The organism is Burkholderia sp. Ac-20384 (assembly GCF_017104605.1).
Taxonomy (GTDB): Bacteria; Pseudomonadota; Gammaproteobacteria; order Burkholderiales; family Burkholderiaceae; genus Burkholderia; species Burkholderia lata.
The window spans coordinates 1-15,811 of sequence record NZ_JAAGPE010000075.1 but is presented as its reverse complement, the minus strand read 5'-3'; the positions used below and the strand labels follow the sequence as shown (position 1 = coordinate 15,811).

Here is a 15,811-nt window from a genome sequence, read left to right as displayed (position 1 = left end):
AAGCATACCCGAACGTGCGGCCGGCCGGCGCCGGCCGGCCGCTGGTGTCAATGCCGGCGCAGGTGCCGGTACACGGTATTGCGGGCGAGACCGAGTTCGCGCGCGGCCGCCGACACGTTGCCGCCATGCCGCGCGAGCACGGCGTCGATCACCGCGGCCTGATGGCTTTGCAGCGTCGTGCCTTCGCGCGTGCCGGCCGATCCGGCCGGCGCTGCGGTGGCAGGCGCCGCCGGTGCGTCGTCGCAGTCGAGCCAGAAATCGTCGGGCAAATGGGCAAGCGTGATTTCCGCTTCGTCTTCGGCGAGCATGCCGGCCGTGCGCAGCACGTTGGTCATCTGGCGCAGGTTGCCGGGCCAGCGGTGGCGCGTGAACGCGTCGAGCACGTCGGCCGCGATGCGGCGCGGCATCGGTTCGCTGCGCGCGAGCCGCGCGAGAATCCGCTCGACGAGCGCGGGCAGGTCGGTGCGTGCGGCAAGTGCCGGCAGCGTGACCGCGAGTCCGTTGATCCGGTAGAACAGGTCTTCGCGGAACGTGCCTTCCGCGATCATCGCGCGCAGGTCGCGATGGGTCGCGCAGACCACGCGCACGTCGACCGGCACCGCGCGTGCGCCACCGAGCGGCATCACCGCGCGTTCCTGCAGCACGCGCATCAGCCGGACCTGCTGCGCGAGCGGCATGTCGCCGATTTCGTCGAGAAACAGCGTGCCGCCGTCGGCCTGCACGATCTTGCCGGGGCTGCCGCGCTTGCGTGCGCCGGTGAACGCGCCGTCCTCGTAGCCGAACAGCTCGGCCTCGATCAGCGAATCGGGCAGCGCCGCGCAGTTGACCGCGACGAACGGGCCGTCCGCGCGTGGCGAAGCCTGGTGCAGCGCACGGGCGAGCCATTCCTTGCCGGTGCCGGTCTGGCCGAGGATCAGCAGCGGCAGGTCGCGCCCGCGGATCTTCGCGACACGCTCGAGTACGGCGGCCATGCGCGCGTCGCCGGTGTCGAGCGTCGCGAACGTGATCGTGTCGGGGTCCGGCGTGCGAGCGCGCGCGATGGGTGCGGGCGGCGTGACGGCGACGGTGGTCTTGTGTGCTTCCGCGAATTCGCAGCGCGCCAGCACGCGCACGCCGGTCGACAGCGTGAGGCGGAACATCGCACCGGGTGCGCGTGCCGCCTGCTGCGCGAGCTGGCCGAAGCGCATGCCGAACAGCGCGTCGCTGGCCTGATGCTGCAGTGCGTCGAACGATGCGCCGAGCTGGAATTGTGCGCTGCGGTTCGCGGCGATCAGCCCGCCGTCGGGGCCGAATGCGACGAGCCCGGCGAACAGCGAATCGACGCATTCCTCGTGCGCGTGAAAGCGCAGCCGTAGTGCTTCTGCGCACTGGTTCGCGAACAGGTGGTTCTCGATCAGTTGCGCGGACATCCGCACGAGCGCGAGCGTATGCGGGCTCGAGCCGCGCGGGTCGCCGCTGACATCGAGCGTCCCCAGCGTGCGGCCGAACGGGTCGAAGATCGGCGCGCACGAGCAGGTGAGGATGTGATTGGCGCGCAGGAAGTGCTCGGAGCCATGCACCGCGACGGCCTGGCCCGATGCGAGCGCGGTGCCGATCGCGTTGGTGCCGCGTGCGCCTTCCGCCCACGAGACGCCGGTACACAGCGCGACGCGGTTGGCTTTCTCGATGAAGTCTGCGTCGCCGATGCTGTGCAGGATCACGCCGTCGGCGTCGGTCAGCAGCACGAGGCTTTGCGTGTCGGCGATTTGCGCGTGGAGGTTCTCCATCACGGGGCGGGCGTGCGAGAACAGCGCGTGATTCGTGTCGAGCAGTTCGCGCAGCGCGATGCGCGACAGCGGCGAGAAATCCGGGCGTTCGTGCGCGCGCAGGCCGACCGCGGTCGAGCGCGCATGCGCCTGCGCGAGCAGGTCGGTGCGACCCGCGGTGGCGGGCAGCACGAAGGGTTGCGGCATGACTTGTCTCCTGTCGACAGCAGTTAGCGCTTCAGCGCTTACTGCTGTCCCATGCTTCGCGGTCGGTCCCAGTTAGCCCTATAGCGCTTACTGGGACCCCATGCTTCGCGGTCGGCCGCAGCTAACGCTTCAGCGCTTGCTGATGCCCCATGCTTCTCGAAATAGACCGTCTCTCGGCGCCCGCACACGCACCGAAATCCTCCACGGATTCCCGCCTCCACGTGCGGCGCACCATCGGTGTGCGAACGGCAACCATCCGGGTACGCATCATCATACAAGCGCCGCGTACGAAGCGCGACCGCGAACAAAATCCCCTTGCTTTTAAATGGCCGCCTGCAATGATGGAAATGGAGCACGCACGCGCCGTGTTCCGCATTGCAACATGCATGCGACGCGACATGCATCCGTTCGGGAGAGGCATCATGGTTCGGACGGAACTGAGAGTCGTGCTGGCGGCCATCGCCACCTTCATCATGCTGGGCGGCATCGCCGTGGCGATCCACGGGCTGCTGTTCGATCTGACCGATGCGGTGCGATACGGGGCGGCCGCGATTGCGGTGGGCGCCACGACGGCTGCCATCGCGCTCAACGTCTGGCCGAACGATCCTCACTGACGCCGCTTGTCGAAACGGTGCCGGATGCCGCGCTGATCAGAGGAAATGCGCGTCGGAACGACGCATGCCGGAAAATTTGTCTCCTGCGCGAAACCGTCTAAAGTGGAAAGCAACCGGCATGCATTGTCCGCGCCATCATCCGCGGGCCGCGCCTCCGCCGGCGAGCCCGCGTACATTTCGTCCGGCCGGTAGCGGACGACGGACGCGGTCATTCGTTTTCTACCGGTCGAGGCGGCTCCCATGCAGATCCATTTCACGAACGAGAAGCCCGAGTATTCGGGGCGCGACCTGATGCTTGCGTTCACGGCGTTGGTCAATGGCGAGCGCGTCCAATGTCAGATCACCGCCGAGGCGCTGGAAGATCACTTCGGCGCGGCGTCGCCGCGCTTCGAGGACATGGTCGGCGCATTCGACCAGCACCGCGACCGTATCGAGGCGGCTGCACGGCGCCTGCTGTCGGAGACGCGCGCGCAATGCGTGACGCTGCGCAGCGGCTACGTCCGCTTCTACGAGGCCAACTGGCGCTGATGACACGACGCTCGTCTTGCGGCGCGCATCGCTGAGCGTTGCGCACGCGAAGACGTTGCCTTTCATGCGATGCCGTTCGGCGGGGCCGGGCGGCATTTTCGTATGCGGGCCGCACCGGATTGCTGCTGCACCGGGCCGGCTGCTAGTGTGCCGACACGAACCGGCGTCTCGATTCGTCAGGATCGCAGAGAAAATCATTCGAATACCAACACAATAAAAAGAGGGCACCGCACGTGGATACTCGTTCGGGATGGGGGAAGGCGCGCCGTCTGCTGGCAGGCGCATGGTTGCTCGCAGCCGGCATGTCGATGGCCGATGCGGTGGTTCGATCGGATGACGACGCGATCGGTCAGGGTGCGCCAGGTGAGGTCAACATCGTCGCGGGCGATGTCACGACGGGCGGCATCGTCGTGGCGCCGGGTCGCGTCGCGACGCCGTGTCATCGGCTCGCGGGCCGGCCGGCATTCGACATCGCCTCGGCCGACGGCCACCGTCTTCCCGCGCGTCTCGTCGCGGGCAACCAGGATCGCGACATCTGCATCGTCGAGGCGACGGATCTCGACGTCGCCGCCGTGCCGTTGACGGCGCGAAGCCCGGAATCGGCCACGACCGTCTATCTGGCGGGCGCGCGATTCGGCCGTCGTGATCCCGTTGCGCTGCGCGCATGCTGCCATGCATGGGCCGCGGACGGCGGCATGCATTCCGGCGTGCTCGCGTCGCCGAATCCGGCGGCGCCGCGCCTGCCCGAACCGGGCGCCGGCGTCTACGACGAGCAGGGCAATCTGATCGGCATGGTGGGCGCCCGCGCGGACAATGCCGCGTCGCTCTACATGGTGCTGCCGGTCGAGTGGATTGCGACCGTGGCGGCGAAGATGCCGGCCGTCGACCTGCCGCTCGAAGCGACCGCCTGGATGAGCCAGGCGCGCGCGTACGCGGTGGCGAACGACGTCGACGGGCTGATTCGCCATGACCTTGCATGGACGGCAGCGCGACCGCAAAGCGCGTGGGCTTGGAACAACCTCGGCAATGCCTATCACATGAGCCGGCTGCCCGATCGCGGTGCGCTCAGCCTGGCCGCCTATCGCCGTTCGGTCGAAAACGACCCGTCGTACGTATTTGGCTGGAGTTCGCTCGGCAACACCTATGCCGAGCTGGGGCAGATGGATCGCGCACTCGACGCGTTTCATTCCGGCATGCGTGCCGATCCGTCGGACGCGATGCTGCCGATGAATCTCGGCATCGCGTATTTGCGGCGCGGCGACAAGGCCGCTGCGCGACCGTTGTTCGAACGGGGCGTACATGAGCTGTCCGGTTCGCGCCAGGCCGACGCGTGGAGTCTGCTGGCCTCGACGCAGCCGGATGCCCAGGCCACCATCGGCGTGCTGCACGACGGGTTGAAGGCCTTTCCCGGCGATATGCGGCTTTGGTACGCACTCGGCCGCGCGCAATACGATCTCGGCCACCTGGCGGACGCGATTGCCAGTTACCAGCATGCACTGAGCGCGCAGAAGGGCAGCGATCCCGCCACGACCGCACTCATTCAGGGTGCGCTAACCCAGGCGTATGCGCTGCAAGGCCAGTCCGGCAATGCGTCCACCGCGATGCACAGTGCGGTTGAAGCGGCGCCGGACAATGCCGAATACTGGTTGCGGCTCGGCGCGCTGTACATGACGCAGTCGAACTACGTCGATGCGTTGAGTGCACTTGATCGATCCATCAAGCTGAACGACGCAGACGTGAGGGCATGGCGGATGCACGGCGTGACGCTGGCGCAACTGGGCCAGCATGTGCAGGCCGTCGCATCGTTCCGGCGCGCGGTTGCGCTGGACGAATCGCTACCGGCGGGGTGGGTGGTGCTCGCGGGCGAGCTGAACCAGATCGGCCAGCCCGACGAAGCGTCGACCGCGGCGGCGCATGCATTGAAGCTTGACCCGTCGAACCGGCTGGCGCGGGAGGCGATGGGCATCGCGGCGATTCGCGGCAAGCGGCCCGACGCGGCAGTCGGGATCTTCGAGGAATTGAACCGCGCGTACCCCGACGACGCGCAAGTCATGGCCAACCTGGCGGTCGCTTATCGCCGCACCGGGCGGGCCGATGACGCGGTGCAGTTGTATCGTCGCGTCAAGACGCTCGACCCGACGCTGGCGCAGCGGCTGTACGACGAGGAGCTCAAGGGCGTCGCGACCCCTTGATCCGCGCGGACAAGGCGGCACGGCAGTCACGGCGCGCACAACGAAAAACGCCACCCGAAGGTGGCGTTTTTTCATCATGCATCAAGCATCGCGCCGAAGCGCCACCGTCACTCGCTGCCGAGATAGAAGAAGCGGAACAGGAACACGGCTGCGATGAGCCACACGATCGGCTTGACCGAGCGGGCCTGGCCCGTCAGCAGCTTGAGGCCGCCGTAAGCGATGAAGCCGAATGCCACACCGTTCGCGATCGAGTACGTGAACGGCATCAGCAGCGCGGTCAGTGCAGCCGGCACGGCTTCCGTTGCATCGTCCCACGGCACCTCGACCATCTCGCGCAGCATCAGGCACGACACGTACAGCAGTGCCGGTGCCGTGGCGTACGCCGGCACGACGCCGGCGAGCGGCGCGATGAACAGGCACGCGAGGAACAGCACCGCGACGGTGATGGCCGTCACGCCCGTGCGGCCGCCAGCCTGCACGCCCGACGCGCTTTCGATATACGCGGTGGTCGACGACGTGCCGAGCACCGAGCCCGCGACGATCGCCGTGCTGTCGGCGAGCAGCGCCTTGTTCAGGCGGTTCATCTTGCCTTCGACGAGCAGGCCCGCGCGGTTCGCGACGCCCATCAGCGTGCCCGTCGCGTCGAACAGCTCGACGAGGAAGAACACGAGGATCACGTTGATGATGCCGGTCGACAGCGCCGCGCGGATGTCGAGCTTGAACAGCGTCGCGTCGATCGACGGCGGCGCGGAGAACACGCCGTGGAACTGGTTGTCACCGAAGAAGAACGACAGGATCGTGACGCCGATGATGCCGATCAGGATCGCGCCGCGCACGCGCAGGTGGTCGAGCGTGACGATCGTGAAGAAGCCGACGATCGCGAGGATCGTGTCGTGCTTGTGCAGGTCGCCCAGCGTGACGAGCGTGGCCGGGTTGCCGACGATCACGCCCGAGGTCTTCAGCGAGATGATGCCGAGGAACAGGCCGATACCCGCCGTGATCGAGATCCGCAGCGATTTCGGAATGCCGTTGACGATCGCCTCGCGCACGCGGAACAGCGTGACGAGCAGGAACAGGCAGCCCGAGATGAACACCGCGCCGAGCGCGGCCTGCCACGTGAAGCCCATCCCCTTGACGACCGTGTACGCGAAATACGCGTTCAGGCCCATGCCGGGCGCGCACGCGATCGGGTAGTTCGCGTACAGGCCCATGATGAGCGACGCCAGTGCCGCGACGAGGCAGGTCGCGACGAACACGGATTCCTTCGGCATGCCGGCGTCGCCGAGGATCGCGGGGTTGACGAAGATGATGTAAGCCATCGTCAGGAACGTGGTGACGCCCGCGAGTATTTCGGTGCGGAAGTCGGTGCCGGCTTCAGCGAAGCCGAAATACCGCTTGATGGATTCCATGAAGGCGTTTCTCCGGTCGGGTTGTCGTGTTGCTTGTTGTGCCGAATTGTTGTAAAGGCAGCGCGCGGCCGGCTTACTGTAACCAGCCACTATTGCCCGGCTATCGGCGGATTGTAATAGCGCGGATAGCTCGGACGATATAGTTGGAGGGCACGATCGAAAGATCGATCGGCTGCCTGCGCGCGAACGGTCTGGCAGCCCGGCCGCGCGGCGAAGGCGCGCATTTTACCGGTTCGGGCGGAACGGGCCGGAAGAAATGGCTGAAACGGGAGCGGGATGTGCGAACGACGCCGGCCGATGCGTGCGCAACGGCGTGCAGGGCGGCACGCGCGGCGTATCGCGCGGCGCGGGTGCGGGATGACATCCGACTGAAACCGAGCGCCGGCATGCTGGACGAACGCGGAGCATGCAGCGCGTGCGCGCAAACGCACGTGCGCGGCCGGTGCGGATGCCCGGCAGCGGCGTGCAGCGGCCATTCGTCAGTCCAGGCGGTTGCAGATATCGGGCTATCCTGCGCCGAAGCCGTCCCGCCCGCAACTGTCATTTCGTGATGCGGGGGCGACTGTGGTTTCTGTGTAAAAGATTGCAAGACCCCATCGCATAAACCGGCAAGTCTTTCTAGGATAGATACACCGCGCATGCACACGCCGGCCGGTAATTGCCGACGCGGGGGAGTCGCAGTCCGTGCAGGCCGGGCGGTGTAGTGCGGTCAAGGCCGTTGCGTGTTCGGGCAGGCACGGCCGCTTGCGATTGCCCGATGCGGGTTCGTCCGTAATCACGGAGGTCAGCATGTTGAACTGGATCAGCCGTTGGGCGATGCGACACGCCCCCACGCCGGAAAAAACCGCTGCGTCGATGCTCGTGACGGCGCGCATGGAACTGTTCGCTGCCGAACAGCGCGTCATCGACGCGAAATTACAAGCGGATTACTGGCGCACACGTGTGTCATTCCTCGAAGAGGTGCAGAAGCAGGGCATCGATCCGTGGGTGACCTCGCAGGCAGCGCAACGTCCCGACCTCGAGTCCACTCCCCGAAGCACGGGCCCGCGTCTCGCCGCCAGCACCTGATGCCCCTGTTGCATCCCGTCGCTGCGCACGGCGCGCGATCGCACGCGGCACGCACCGGCGTGCCGCGTCATTCGATGCGCACCTGCGGCGCGTTACGCCGCAGGTGCGTCCGTTTCCGGTCGCGGCCGTTCCGCGTCTCGCGTGCCTGACGGCGCGTCGCTTATCCGCTCGTTCTCCCTGCCCCGAAGAGCAAACGTTGCACTTGCGCGAGCGTGCGCCTGAAGCGCTCGCCGCGACGCACGAATGCGGTCGTGAGCGTCGCTTCGGTCGACCGGTCCGCATCGGTGCCGAGCCAGATGCGCTCGCCACGTGCGATGCGCAGCACGTCGCCGGGCTGCACCCAGTAGTCGTCGACGCACGGCGGGCGCGTGACCCACAGCGCCGCGCCATGCGTGCGGAGCTCCGCGTCCCGCGGCGCGCGCCACGTCAGCGTGGTGCGCGGCGCGACCGCGAAACGGATCACGACAGTCGGTAACGCGATCGTGCCGGCGCGGCGCCGATCGGGACGGTCAAACAGCGGGCTTGCCTGGTCCATCGTCTTCTCCATTCAGTGAGCCGGACGGATGACGCGCACCAGAACAAAAAGGCCTCATCCGTTTCCGGTGAGGCCTTGTGTGACATGCGGTACTGCTCGACTGCTAACGCACACGCGCCTCCCGTGAACCATTCTTTCGAATGTTCATCGATCGATGAATCACGGCGGCGACGGACATGTACGTAGTCATGCGAACGAGTTTGTCTGCGTGGAACGGCGTTGTCAACGATAATTTTCGGGATAGGCGAGCGCGATGCATCGACGCGCGCACCTGGCATTGCGTGACGCCGCTGCATCCCCGTAGCGAGTGCGCAGCGGCGCTTTCGTCATGTGCGACTTCGGCTTCGACTTCGACATCGCCCGCGCAGCAAGCTGCGCATTCGCACGAGCGCATGCTCCAGCCACGCGCCGCGTTTCATTGCGTATGCAGTTGTGATCGATGCTTCGGCCGGACGGTCGTCGTCGGTGCTCATCCAGATGCGATCGCCGCGCTGCACGTGCAGCACGTCGCCGGTTCGTATCCAGTAATCGTCGACGCTGCCCAGCCGCGTGACCCACAGCGTCGCATCGTGCACACGGATCTCGGCGTCGTTTTGCGCGCACCATGTCAGCGTCTTGCGCGGCGCGACCGTGAATTGCATCACGACCCGCGGCAATGCGATCGCATCGGTGCGGCACCGATCGGGGCAGACAACCAGCCGGCTTGCTTGGTCCATCGTCATCTCCATCCGTTGAGCCGGGCGGGATGACGCGCACCAAAACAAAAAGGCCTCATCCGTTTCCGGCGAGGCCTTGTGACATGCGCAACTGAATCTCGATGCTAACGCACAAGCGCCCCCGGTGATCGCCACGTATTGGCGTTCACTGGTGTTTTATGCGCGATGGCGGCGGGCTTGAGCGTAGGCATGCGAACGAGTGTGTCGCGCCGACGCAGCAATGTCAACGTAATTTTCGAGATACGTGTCGGTCACGCGTCGCGTTGCGCGAGCCCGTTCACGAGCAGCTCGGACAGCAGGCCCGTCATCCCTTCCGGGTGCGTGGCCGCGCGGGCCTTGAGCTGTTCGACGAGGTCGGCGTTGAGCTTGCAGGCGAACGGCACGAGGCCCTGTTCCTGGTCGAGCTTGCGCTGCGCGCGGCGGTCGAGCTTGGCTGCGTCGTCGGCACCCTTGCCGAAACGCGCGGAGCTTGACTGCTTCAGCGCGTGCGTCAGCTTGAGCGCCTTGTTCTTTTCGAGATCGGTTTTCTTCATGGCCATCGCGGCACCTCCGGGAAATGAAGCCGCGATTGTACGCATTTCGGCGGGCGGCGCCCGCCGAGCCGGCAGGAAGCCCGTTCAGGCACCCTTCGTCGTGCCCCAGTTGCCGCCGTGCGCGGCCGCCTGCGCGGCCGGCGAGCGGGCGAGGTAGGCGAGTGCCTGTTCGGTCGAGCCTTCGTGGTGCGGCGTATAGCTCGGCTTGAAATAGCGCAGCGCCGCACCGATCACCTTCCAGAACGACGGCAGGTGCCCGCGCCGCGAGCCTTGCCACCACGCGAGCACGAAACCCGGGTAGCGGCCGGCGGCCGGGTCGCGCCGGTACATGAACTTCGCGCCCGTCGTGATGTAGTAGAGCAGCAGCAGGATCACGAACGCCATGTGCACGCAGCGTTCCGGATAGGTGCCGCCCAGGTGCCGGTAGATGTCGAACGCGACCGTGCGGTGCTCGACTTCCTCCGCGCCGTGCCAGCGCAGCAGGTCGACCATCGTCGGGTCGGCCTTTCCTTCGTCGAGCCCTTGCGCGTTGAGCACCCAGTTGCCGAGATAGCCGAAGAAATGCTCGAGCGACGCGATCACCGCGAGCTGCTGGCGCAGCCAGAAACGCGTGTGGCCGATCTTCAGCCCGAGCGGCTGCTCGCCGAGCACGCGCGTGAAGAGGCGGTTGAGCTTCTGCGTGAACGGCTTCGTGTCGATCCCGTGCCGGTCGTAGTAGTGCTTGAGCACGCCGCCGTGCGAACGCGAATGCACGGCTTCCTGGCGAAGGAAGCCTTCGGCCTCGTCGCGCAGGCGCGCATCGGTGATCAGCGGCAGCGCCTTGTTGTACACGCGGCAGAACCACAGCTCGCCTTCCGGGAACAGCAGGTTCAGCGTGTTGATGATGTGCGTGCTGCCCGGGTCGTTCGGCACCCACGTGATCGGCGTGTCGCTGAAGTCGAACTTCACGTGCCGGGCCTTGATCTTGTGATAGTCGGCGGTATCGGTCATTTGTGTCTCCCTGTGCGGCGCCGTGCGCCGTCAATGCGATGCCATGCTGACGCGGGCGATCATCCGGCCGAGCCACGGCATGAAGCGGCCGACGAAGCGCATCGCGTGCGCCTCGCCGCCGACCGCGACGACGGGGCGGTTGCGCAGCACGCCGTCGACCATCGCCTGTGCAACGGTTTCGGGTTTCAGGCCGCGCATCTGGTACAGCTTCGTCGCGCGCTTGCGCAGCCGCGCTTCGTCCTGTGCGTTGGCGCCCGCGTATTGCGTCGACGCCATGATTCCGGTCTCCGCGAAGCCGGGGCACACGGCCGTCACGCCGATGCCTTGCTCCGCGAGTTCCGCACGCATGCATTCGCTGAGCATCAGCACGGCGGCCTTCGTCGTCGCGTACGCGGGCAGGTCGCGCGACGGCCCGAACGCGGCGGCCGACGCGGTGTTGACGATGTGCCCGCCGGTGCCGCGCGCGGCCATCTGCTGCGCGAACAGCCGCGAGCCGTGGATCACGCCCCACAGGTTCACGTGCAGGATGCGCTCCCAGTGCCGCGTGCTGGTGTCGAGGATGCCGCCGGCCATGCCGATGCCCGCGTTGTTGATCACGACGTCCGCGCCGCCGAGTGCGCTGCCGACCCACGTCGCCAGCGCTTCCATGTCATCGGCGGAGCCGACGTCGACGCGCTTCGCGTGCGCTTGCGCACCGGTCAATCCGATCAGCAGCGCGGTGCGTTCGGCGCTCGCGAGATCGATGTCGCACGCGACGATCGTTGCGCCTTCGCGGGCGAACGCGAGCGCCGCGCAGCGGCCGATGCCGCTGCCCGCGCCGGTCACCACCGCGACCTTGCCGCTGAAACGGCCGCTCGTTGCGCGGCGGCGCGCGTTTGCAAGCGCGGGCGGTTCGTTGCCCGATTCGACCGCGTCGATCAGTTGCCCGGCGAGATCCGCGAAGCGCGCGGGATCGGCGAGCGGCAGCCAGTGGCCGGCCGCGACCTCGCGGCGGTCGTACTGCGGCACCCAGCGCGACCGGTTCTCGGACAGTGCGGGGCTCACGTACTTGTCGCCGAGCGGCACGATCGTCTGCACCGGCGCATGCGCGTAGCGTTCGCGCGGGGCGAACAGGCAGCGGATGAAGTTCGCGCGATAGAGGCGCACGCCGCGCGCGCCGTCGTCGGCCTGGGTCGGGCGCGGCGTGGCGGGCGTTTTCTCGAGCCGGCGCAGCAGGCGCGGCCACGCGCGGCCGAGCCACAGCCGCCAGCCGAGCTCGGGGATGAACGGCAGGTGGAACAAGTAGACGTACCACGACCGCACGAGCTGGCCGCCGAGCTTCGCGAGCGATGCGGGCGTCGGGCGCAGCACGCGTTCGCGTAGCCAGAAGCCGACGTGGTCGAGGCACGGCCCGGAACACGACGTGTACGACGCGATGCGGCCGGCGAGGCGCGGGTCGGTGACGAATTCCCAGCCCTGGATCGAGCCCCAGTCGTGGGCGATCAGGTGCACGGCGCGGCCGGGGCAGAGGGCGTCGATCACCGCGACGAAGTCGTCGGTCAGCTTCGCGAGGTGGTAGTCGGCCGTGCGTTTCGGCACGCCGGACAGGCCCGCACCGCGCACGTCGTACGCGATCACGTAGTGCTTGCGCGCGAGCAGCGGCGCGACGTGCTGCCAGACGCTGCTGTCGTCGGGATAACCGTGCACCAGCACGACCGGCGAGCGGGCCGGGTCGCCCCAGGTCTTGACCGCGAGCGTCAGGTCGCCGGAGGCGACTGCCGTTTCGCTATGAACCGATTCGAACAGGGCCAGCGGCGCTTCGTCGGAAAGAGGCTGCATCGTGAGTCCGTCGTTCAGGGATTCGGGAGGAAGGGCGCGTCCGCGTCAGGCGGCGGCCGGCACGGTCGCAATGGCCTGCGTGCGCTCGGCCTGGCGGCGCTGCCAGCGGCGCACGTGCGGCAGGTCTTCGTCGAGCCAGTACGCGTCGTCTTCGGTGATGACCAGCAGCTCTTCGAATTTCGCGCCGACGCCGGCGAAGCCGAGATGCGGCTCGACGGCCCAGAGGCCCGGCACCGGCGCATGCTCGGAGCGGCGGTCGATCGACCACAGTGGCGACCAGCCTTGCTGTTTCGCCGCGCGGCCCTGGTCGAGCAGCAGGTTGCGCGTTGCGTTCAGCCCGAAGCGCGCGACGAAGCGCGGCTTCGACAGCTTGTGGATCTTCGCGACGCGATGCGCGAGCACCTTGAACGGATAGGCCTTGTGGCGCGGCTCGACGCCCTGGCGGCGGCACAGCGCGTCGACTTCCTGCGCGACTTCGGCCATCGACCGGCGCTCCTTCACGAGCCGCACGATCATGTCGCGGTGGTCCATCAGGTCGTCTTGCAGCTGTTCGAGGATCGGGTTGTGGCCGAGGCAGTGCGCGTAGCCGACGTCGGCCACGATGCCGTCGAGTACCGGCGCGACGTCGAGGATCACCGGCATGTCGGTCTCGAGCTGGCGGTTGCTCGGGAAGAACGCGAGATTGAAGCCGCCCATGTGCTTGAGGCCCGAAAAGCCTTCGAACGCGGTGCGGTCGCCGAACCACGCGAACGGCTTGTGCAGCCAGTCGTGCACGCCGTTGTCCTGCAGCCATTCGGTCAGCAGGCGCGCGGCTTCCTTTTCGGTGATGCCGGGGTAGAGCATCGCGCCGACGGTTTCGACGCAGCGGTACGCGAGTTGCTGGACCGCGCGGAATTGCGGCAGCTCGTCGAGGTGGACTTCCGGCAGCGGATGGTGATCGGCCATGATGCGTCTCCGTTTGGGGCGCTGATCCGGAATGCGCCCGCCGGCGTCACCAGTGCGGGTTATTCAGTCAGCATTTAATGTGTCATTGAGCGATGTAATGATCATAGACGGTTCCGGGACGCGCGCCAGCCCCTAGACGTGAGGATTTGTCCTAATGGAAGGGGGAAATGGAGGGGAAGCTCTAGACAGGAGACCGTCGCAGAGGGGGGGGGGGCGCTGCATGGCCGCCAGGATCGGGGCGACAACGAATCCGGCAAACGGACCGATCCAGCACTCGAAGTGCGCGCAATGCCGATAGCAATTCGGCAATAAAAAAAGGACGCTTGCGCGTCCTTTTGCCGTCTGAAGTGTTGCGCATCGTCGAGAGGCGTCCCCAGCGTTTTCATCGGTGATGCTAGCGAAGTATCGACCGGATGTCAAAAGTGCATCGGTGTCGAAGGCGGCGCGTGACGGGCATCTTGTCGCGCGTTCCGTCGCATCCGCTCTGAACTCACTGCCACGCCGGCGTCGAGTGCCAATCGGTCGTAAAGCCGAGATGTGTCGCCGGGTCCACGTGTTCGCACCCCATCAACGTCGCTCGCAAGGTGTCGCGCCATTCGCCGCCATGACCGAGTGGGTCGAGCAGGGCCTTCATCATCGTCGCACGGGCGTAGAACGTCTCCGGCCGGGCCATTTCCGGGGCATAGCGGATGAGACTTCGCCCGCCCGGCTTGGCGGGAGGCGATACCGTCAGCTTCATTCCCCAGAGCCTCGCGTGATGCGCACACGCATTGCGTAAGTCGGTGAGCGATTGCAGCCAGCTGGTGAGCACCGTATCAGGGATGTCCGGCCATGCATGGCGCCCGGCGACCTTGCGGTCGCGCATCGAGAGCGCACTGAAGATCCGGGACAACGCGCCCAGGCTCAGCCGCTCGCAGACCAGCCAGATTGGCGGCAGATCGGGACTGGCATAGGTGCGATAGTAGTGAGTCAGCGCCGAGCCTTTCCGGGTTTCGCATTCCCGGGCGATCTGATCCAGGGCGCGCGCGTAGTGGCGCAGGTCGACGAAACGGTCCCTCTCGACATACCAGTGGCTGCCGTGGTCGATTGCGAGGGGATTGCTGAGTGCGGCGCGTAACGCAACCTCGATGCGCTCGATCGCATCCATCGTGACCGAGCGCAGACGTCGATCGAATGCGTAGAGTTCAACGATGTCGGAGAACCGGGTTCGAGGCCAGAACCGTTTGGTAGCGGGGTTCTGAAACCGGCGCATGTAGACCAGCAACCGGAAATGGCCGATCGACCGGAGCATGCGCAAATTCGCGGGGCGATCGTCGATGCGCAAACCGCGTTGCCACAAGCGATGCAGTGTTTCCTCGGCGCTGAGGGCCACCTTGCCATAAGCCCTGGTTGGCGTTGCCGATACCGTCTTCCTTGTCCGAGTCTTGCCCATTGTTGATCCGTACTGCCATGCATGCGGATCTCGTTGTATACGCCAATGGATCGTGGGCGGCCACCTTCCATACCATTCGGCAGATGGCGGGCGCCGGTCGATATCGATTCCTGTCGTTCCTCGTCCGGCGAATCCGAATGCCTGCCTTACCCCTCCCGCTTCCCTCCCAACCGCTCCAGCAACGCCCCCAGCAGATCGACCGGCAGCGGAAACACGATCGTCGAATTCTTGTCCGCCGCGATCGTCGTCAGCGTCTGCAGATAACGCAGCTGCATCGCCTGCGGCTGCAGCGCGAGCCGTTGCGCGGCCTGCAGCAGTTTCTCCGACGCCTGCAGTTCGCCTTCCGCATGAATCACCTTCGCGCGCCGCTCGCGTTCGGCCTCGGCCTGCCGCGCGATCGCGCGGATCATCGTCTCGTTCAGGTCGACGTGCTTGATCTCCACCGTCGACACCTTGATCCCCCACGCATCGGTCTGCGCGTCGAGCGTCTTCTGGATGTCGGCGTTCAGCTGTTCGCGCTCGGCGAGCAGCGCATCGAGTTCGTGCTTGCCCAGCACCGCGCGCAGCGTCGTCTGCGCGAGCTGGCTCGTCGCCTCGACGAAGCGCGCCACCTGGATCACGGCCTTCTCAGGATCGACCACGCGGAAATACACGACCGCATTGACCTTCACCGACACGTTGTCGCGCGTGATCACGTCCTGCGCGGGCACGTCGAACACGACGGTGCGCAGGTCGATCCGCACGACCTGCTGGACGATCGGGATGATCAGCACGAGCCCCGGCCCCTTCACTTTCCAGAACCGGCCGAGCATGAACACCACGCCGCGCTCGTACTCGCGGAAGATGCGGATCGACGACGCGACGAGCACGACGACGAAGACGATCAGGACGCTGCTGAAGCCGAACGTGTAGCCGATCATGAAGGTTCTCCCTGGTGTTGTTCTTGACGGTGTTCCTGCCCCGGCACGTCGTAGAGCGGGGCGACCGTGAGCAGCAGCCCGTGGCGGCCGGTGACACGCACGCGGCAGCCGGCGGCAAGCGGCGCGCTGCTGGCCACGCGCCAGCGCTCGCCGCGCACG

At 66.7% G+C, this 15,811-nt stretch carries 16 protein-coding genes and 1 pseudogene; 5 read left to right on the top strand and 12 right to left on the bottom strand.

The window, feature by feature from the left end; translation table 11 throughout:
- Nucleotides 1-47 precede the first annotated feature (47 nt).
- Complete coding sequence (locus G3O00_RS16910; protein WP_206143682.1) at nucleotides 48-1,952, bottom strand: sigma-54-dependent Fis family transcriptional regulator; 1,905 nt, start codon at nucleotides 1,950-1,952, stop codon at nucleotides 48-50.
- A gap of 338 nt (nucleotides 1,953-2,290) precedes the next feature.
- On the opposite strand from G3O00_RS16910, the gene G3O00_RS44135 reads away from it, so the two are divergent.
- A complete protein-coding gene (locus tag G3O00_RS44135; protein ID WP_307873415.1) occupies nucleotides 2,291-2,566 on the top strand; it encodes a DUF2964 family protein in 276 nt (91 codons plus the stop codon).
- Here the strand turns inward: G3O00_RS44135 and G3O00_RS16900 are convergent.
- Nucleotides 2,560-2,778, bottom strand: coding sequence for a hypothetical protein (locus G3O00_RS16900; RefSeq protein WP_157687240.1), 219 nt, complete (start codon nucleotides 2,776-2,778; stop codon nucleotides 2,560-2,562). The two genes, G3O00_RS44135 and G3O00_RS16900, sit on opposite strands and share 7 nt — an antisense overlap.
- Nucleotides 2,779-2,806: 28 nt before the next feature.
- Here G3O00_RS16900 and G3O00_RS16895 point away from each other — a divergent pair, with 28 nt between their 5' ends.
- Both G3O00_RS16895 and G3O00_RS16890 read left to right on the top strand, forming a co-directional pair.
- Nucleotides 2,807-3,094 (top strand): DUF1488 domain-containing protein, encoded by a 288-nt coding sequence (locus G3O00_RS16895; protein WP_011354308.1) that lies wholly within the window; start codon nucleotides 2,807-2,809, stop codon nucleotides 3,092-3,094.
- A 233-nt stretch (nucleotides 3,095-3,327) separates the two neighbouring features.
- Nucleotides 3,328-5,286: a serine protease gene (locus G3O00_RS16890; RefSeq protein WP_206143681.1), complete on the top strand. Its 1,959-nt coding sequence runs from the start codon at nucleotides 3,328-3,330 to the stop codon at nucleotides 5,284-5,286.
- 107 nt (nucleotides 5,287-5,393) lie between these two features.
- On the opposite strand, the gene G3O00_RS16885 is transcribed toward G3O00_RS16890, so the two are convergent.
- Nucleotides 5,394-6,695, bottom strand: coding sequence for an NCS2 family permease (locus tag G3O00_RS16885; RefSeq protein ID WP_011354310.1), 1,302 nt, complete (start codon nucleotides 6,693-6,695; stop codon nucleotides 5,394-5,396).
- Between the two features lie 143 nt (nucleotides 6,696-6,838).
- On the opposite strand from G3O00_RS16885, the gene G3O00_RS43380 reads away from it, so the two are divergent.
- Nucleotides 6,839-7,246 carry a hypothetical protein gene (locus G3O00_RS43380; RefSeq protein ID WP_241025185.1) on the top strand — a complete coding sequence of 136 codons (408 nt, stop codon included), beginning with the start codon at nucleotides 6,839-6,841 and terminating at the stop codon, nucleotides 7,244-7,246.
- 238 nt (nucleotides 7,247-7,484) lie between these two features.
- Entirely contained in the window at nucleotides 7,485-7,763 is a 279-nt protein-coding gene (locus G3O00_RS16870; RefSeq protein ID WP_011354312.1) for a hypothetical protein, read from the top strand.
- 160 nt (nucleotides 7,764-7,923) lie between these two features.
- On the opposite strand, the gene G3O00_RS16865 is transcribed toward G3O00_RS16870, so the two are convergent.
- The 9 genes and pseudogenes from G3O00_RS16865 to G3O00_RS43375 all read right to left on the bottom strand — a co-directional run.
- Nucleotides 7,924-8,298, bottom strand: coding sequence for a DUF2917 domain-containing protein (locus G3O00_RS16865; RefSeq protein WP_206143680.1), 375 nt, complete (start codon nucleotides 8,296-8,298; stop codon nucleotides 7,924-7,926).
- A 326-nt stretch (nucleotides 8,299-8,624) separates the two neighbouring features.
- Nucleotides 8,625-9,014: a DUF2917 domain-containing protein gene (locus tag G3O00_RS16860; protein ID WP_206143697.1), complete on the bottom strand. Its 390-nt coding sequence runs from the start codon at nucleotides 9,012-9,014 to the stop codon at nucleotides 8,625-8,627.
- Nucleotides 9,015-9,265: 251 nt separating this feature from the next.
- A complete protein-coding gene (locus G3O00_RS16855) occupies nucleotides 9,266-9,553 on the bottom strand; it encodes a hypothetical protein (RefSeq protein WP_011354315.1) in 288 nt (95 codons plus the stop codon).
- 78 nt (nucleotides 9,554-9,631) lie between these two features.
- On the bottom strand, nucleotides 9,632-10,537 hold the full coding sequence (locus tag G3O00_RS16850; protein ID WP_206143679.1) for a metal-dependent hydrolase: 906 nt from the start codon (nucleotides 10,535-10,537) through the stop codon (nucleotides 9,632-9,634).
- A gap of 30 nt (nucleotides 10,538-10,567) precedes the next feature.
- On the bottom strand, nucleotides 10,568-12,355 hold the full coding sequence (locus G3O00_RS16845) for an SDR family oxidoreductase (RefSeq protein WP_206143678.1): 1,788 nt from the start codon (nucleotides 12,353-12,355) through the stop codon (nucleotides 10,568-10,570).
- A 45-nt stretch (nucleotides 12,356-12,400) separates the two neighbouring features.
- On the bottom strand, nucleotides 12,401-13,300 hold the full coding sequence (locus G3O00_RS16840) for a M24 family metallopeptidase (protein WP_011354318.1): 900 nt from the start codon (nucleotides 13,298-13,300) through the stop codon (nucleotides 12,401-12,403).
- A 490-nt stretch (nucleotides 13,301-13,790) separates the two neighbouring features.
- The gene (locus G3O00_RS16835; RefSeq protein WP_174931381.1) at nucleotides 13,791-14,732 is read right to left on the bottom strand and encodes an Abi family protein; all 942 of its coding nucleotides are present in this window, start codon (nucleotides 14,730-14,732) and stop codon (nucleotides 13,791-13,793) included.
- Nucleotides 14,733-14,878: 146 nt separating this feature from the next.
- The gene (locus G3O00_RS16830) at nucleotides 14,879-15,652 is read right to left on the bottom strand and encodes a slipin family protein (RefSeq protein ID WP_174931382.1); all 774 of its coding nucleotides are present in this window, start codon (nucleotides 15,650-15,652) and stop codon (nucleotides 14,879-14,881) included.
- Nucleotides 15,649-15,811: pseudogene (locus G3O00_RS43375) on the bottom strand (nodulation protein NfeD); the annotation flags it as partial. The gene G3O00_RS16830 and the pseudogene G3O00_RS43375, both read right to left, overlap by 4 nt.

Bases quoted from the DNA above. Each gene is read 5' to 3' on its own strand.
- G3O00_RS16855 (WP_011354315.1), bottom strand. From the start codon at position 9,553: ATGGCCATGAAGAAAACCGATCTCGAAAAGAACAAGGCGCTCAAGCTG.
- G3O00_RS44135 (WP_307873415.1), top strand. From the start codon at position 2,291: ATGATGGAAATGGAGCACGCACGCGCCGTGTTCCGCATTGCAACATGC.
- G3O00_RS16840 (WP_011354318.1), bottom strand. From the start codon at position 13,300: ATGGCCGATCACCATCCGCTGCCGGAAGTCCACCTCGACGAGCTGCCG.
- G3O00_RS16870 (WP_011354312.1), top strand. From the start codon at position 7,485: ATGTTGAACTGGATCAGCCGTTGGGCGATGCGACACGCCCCCACGCCG.
- G3O00_RS16845 (WP_206143678.1), bottom strand. From the start codon at position 12,355: ATGCAGCCTCTTTCCGACGAAGCGCCGCTGGCCCTGTTCGAATCGGTT.
- G3O00_RS16910 (WP_206143682.1), bottom strand. From the start codon at position 1,952: ATGCCGCAACCCTTCGTGCTGCCCGCCACCGCGGGTCGCACCGACCTG.
- G3O00_RS16900 (WP_157687240.1), bottom strand. From the start codon at position 2,778: ATGACCGCGTCCGTCGTCCGCTACCGGCCGGACGAAATGTACGCGGGC.
- G3O00_RS16835 (WP_174931381.1), bottom strand. From the start codon at position 14,732: ATGGGCAAGACTCGGACAAGGAAGACGGTATCGGCAACGCCAACCAGG.
- G3O00_RS16885 (WP_011354310.1), bottom strand. From the start codon at position 6,695: ATGGAATCCATCAAGCGGTATTTCGGCTTCGCTGAAGCCGGCACCGAC.
- G3O00_RS16830 (WP_174931382.1), bottom strand. From the start codon at position 15,652: ATGATCGGCTACACGTTCGGCTTCAGCAGCGTCCTGATCGTCTTCGTC.
- G3O00_RS16850 (WP_206143679.1), bottom strand. From the start codon at position 10,537: ATGACCGATACCGCCGACTATCACAAGATCAAGGCCCGGCACGTGAAG.
- G3O00_RS16860 (WP_206143697.1), bottom strand. From the start codon at position 9,014: ATGGACCAAGCAAGCCGGCTGGTTGTCTGCCCCGATCGGTGCCGCACC.
- G3O00_RS16865 (WP_206143680.1), bottom strand. From the start codon at position 8,298: ATGGACCAGGCAAGCCCGCTGTTTGACCGTCCCGATCGGCGCCGCGCC.
- G3O00_RS16895 (WP_011354308.1), top strand. From the start codon at position 2,807: ATGCAGATCCATTTCACGAACGAGAAGCCCGAGTATTCGGGGCGCGAC.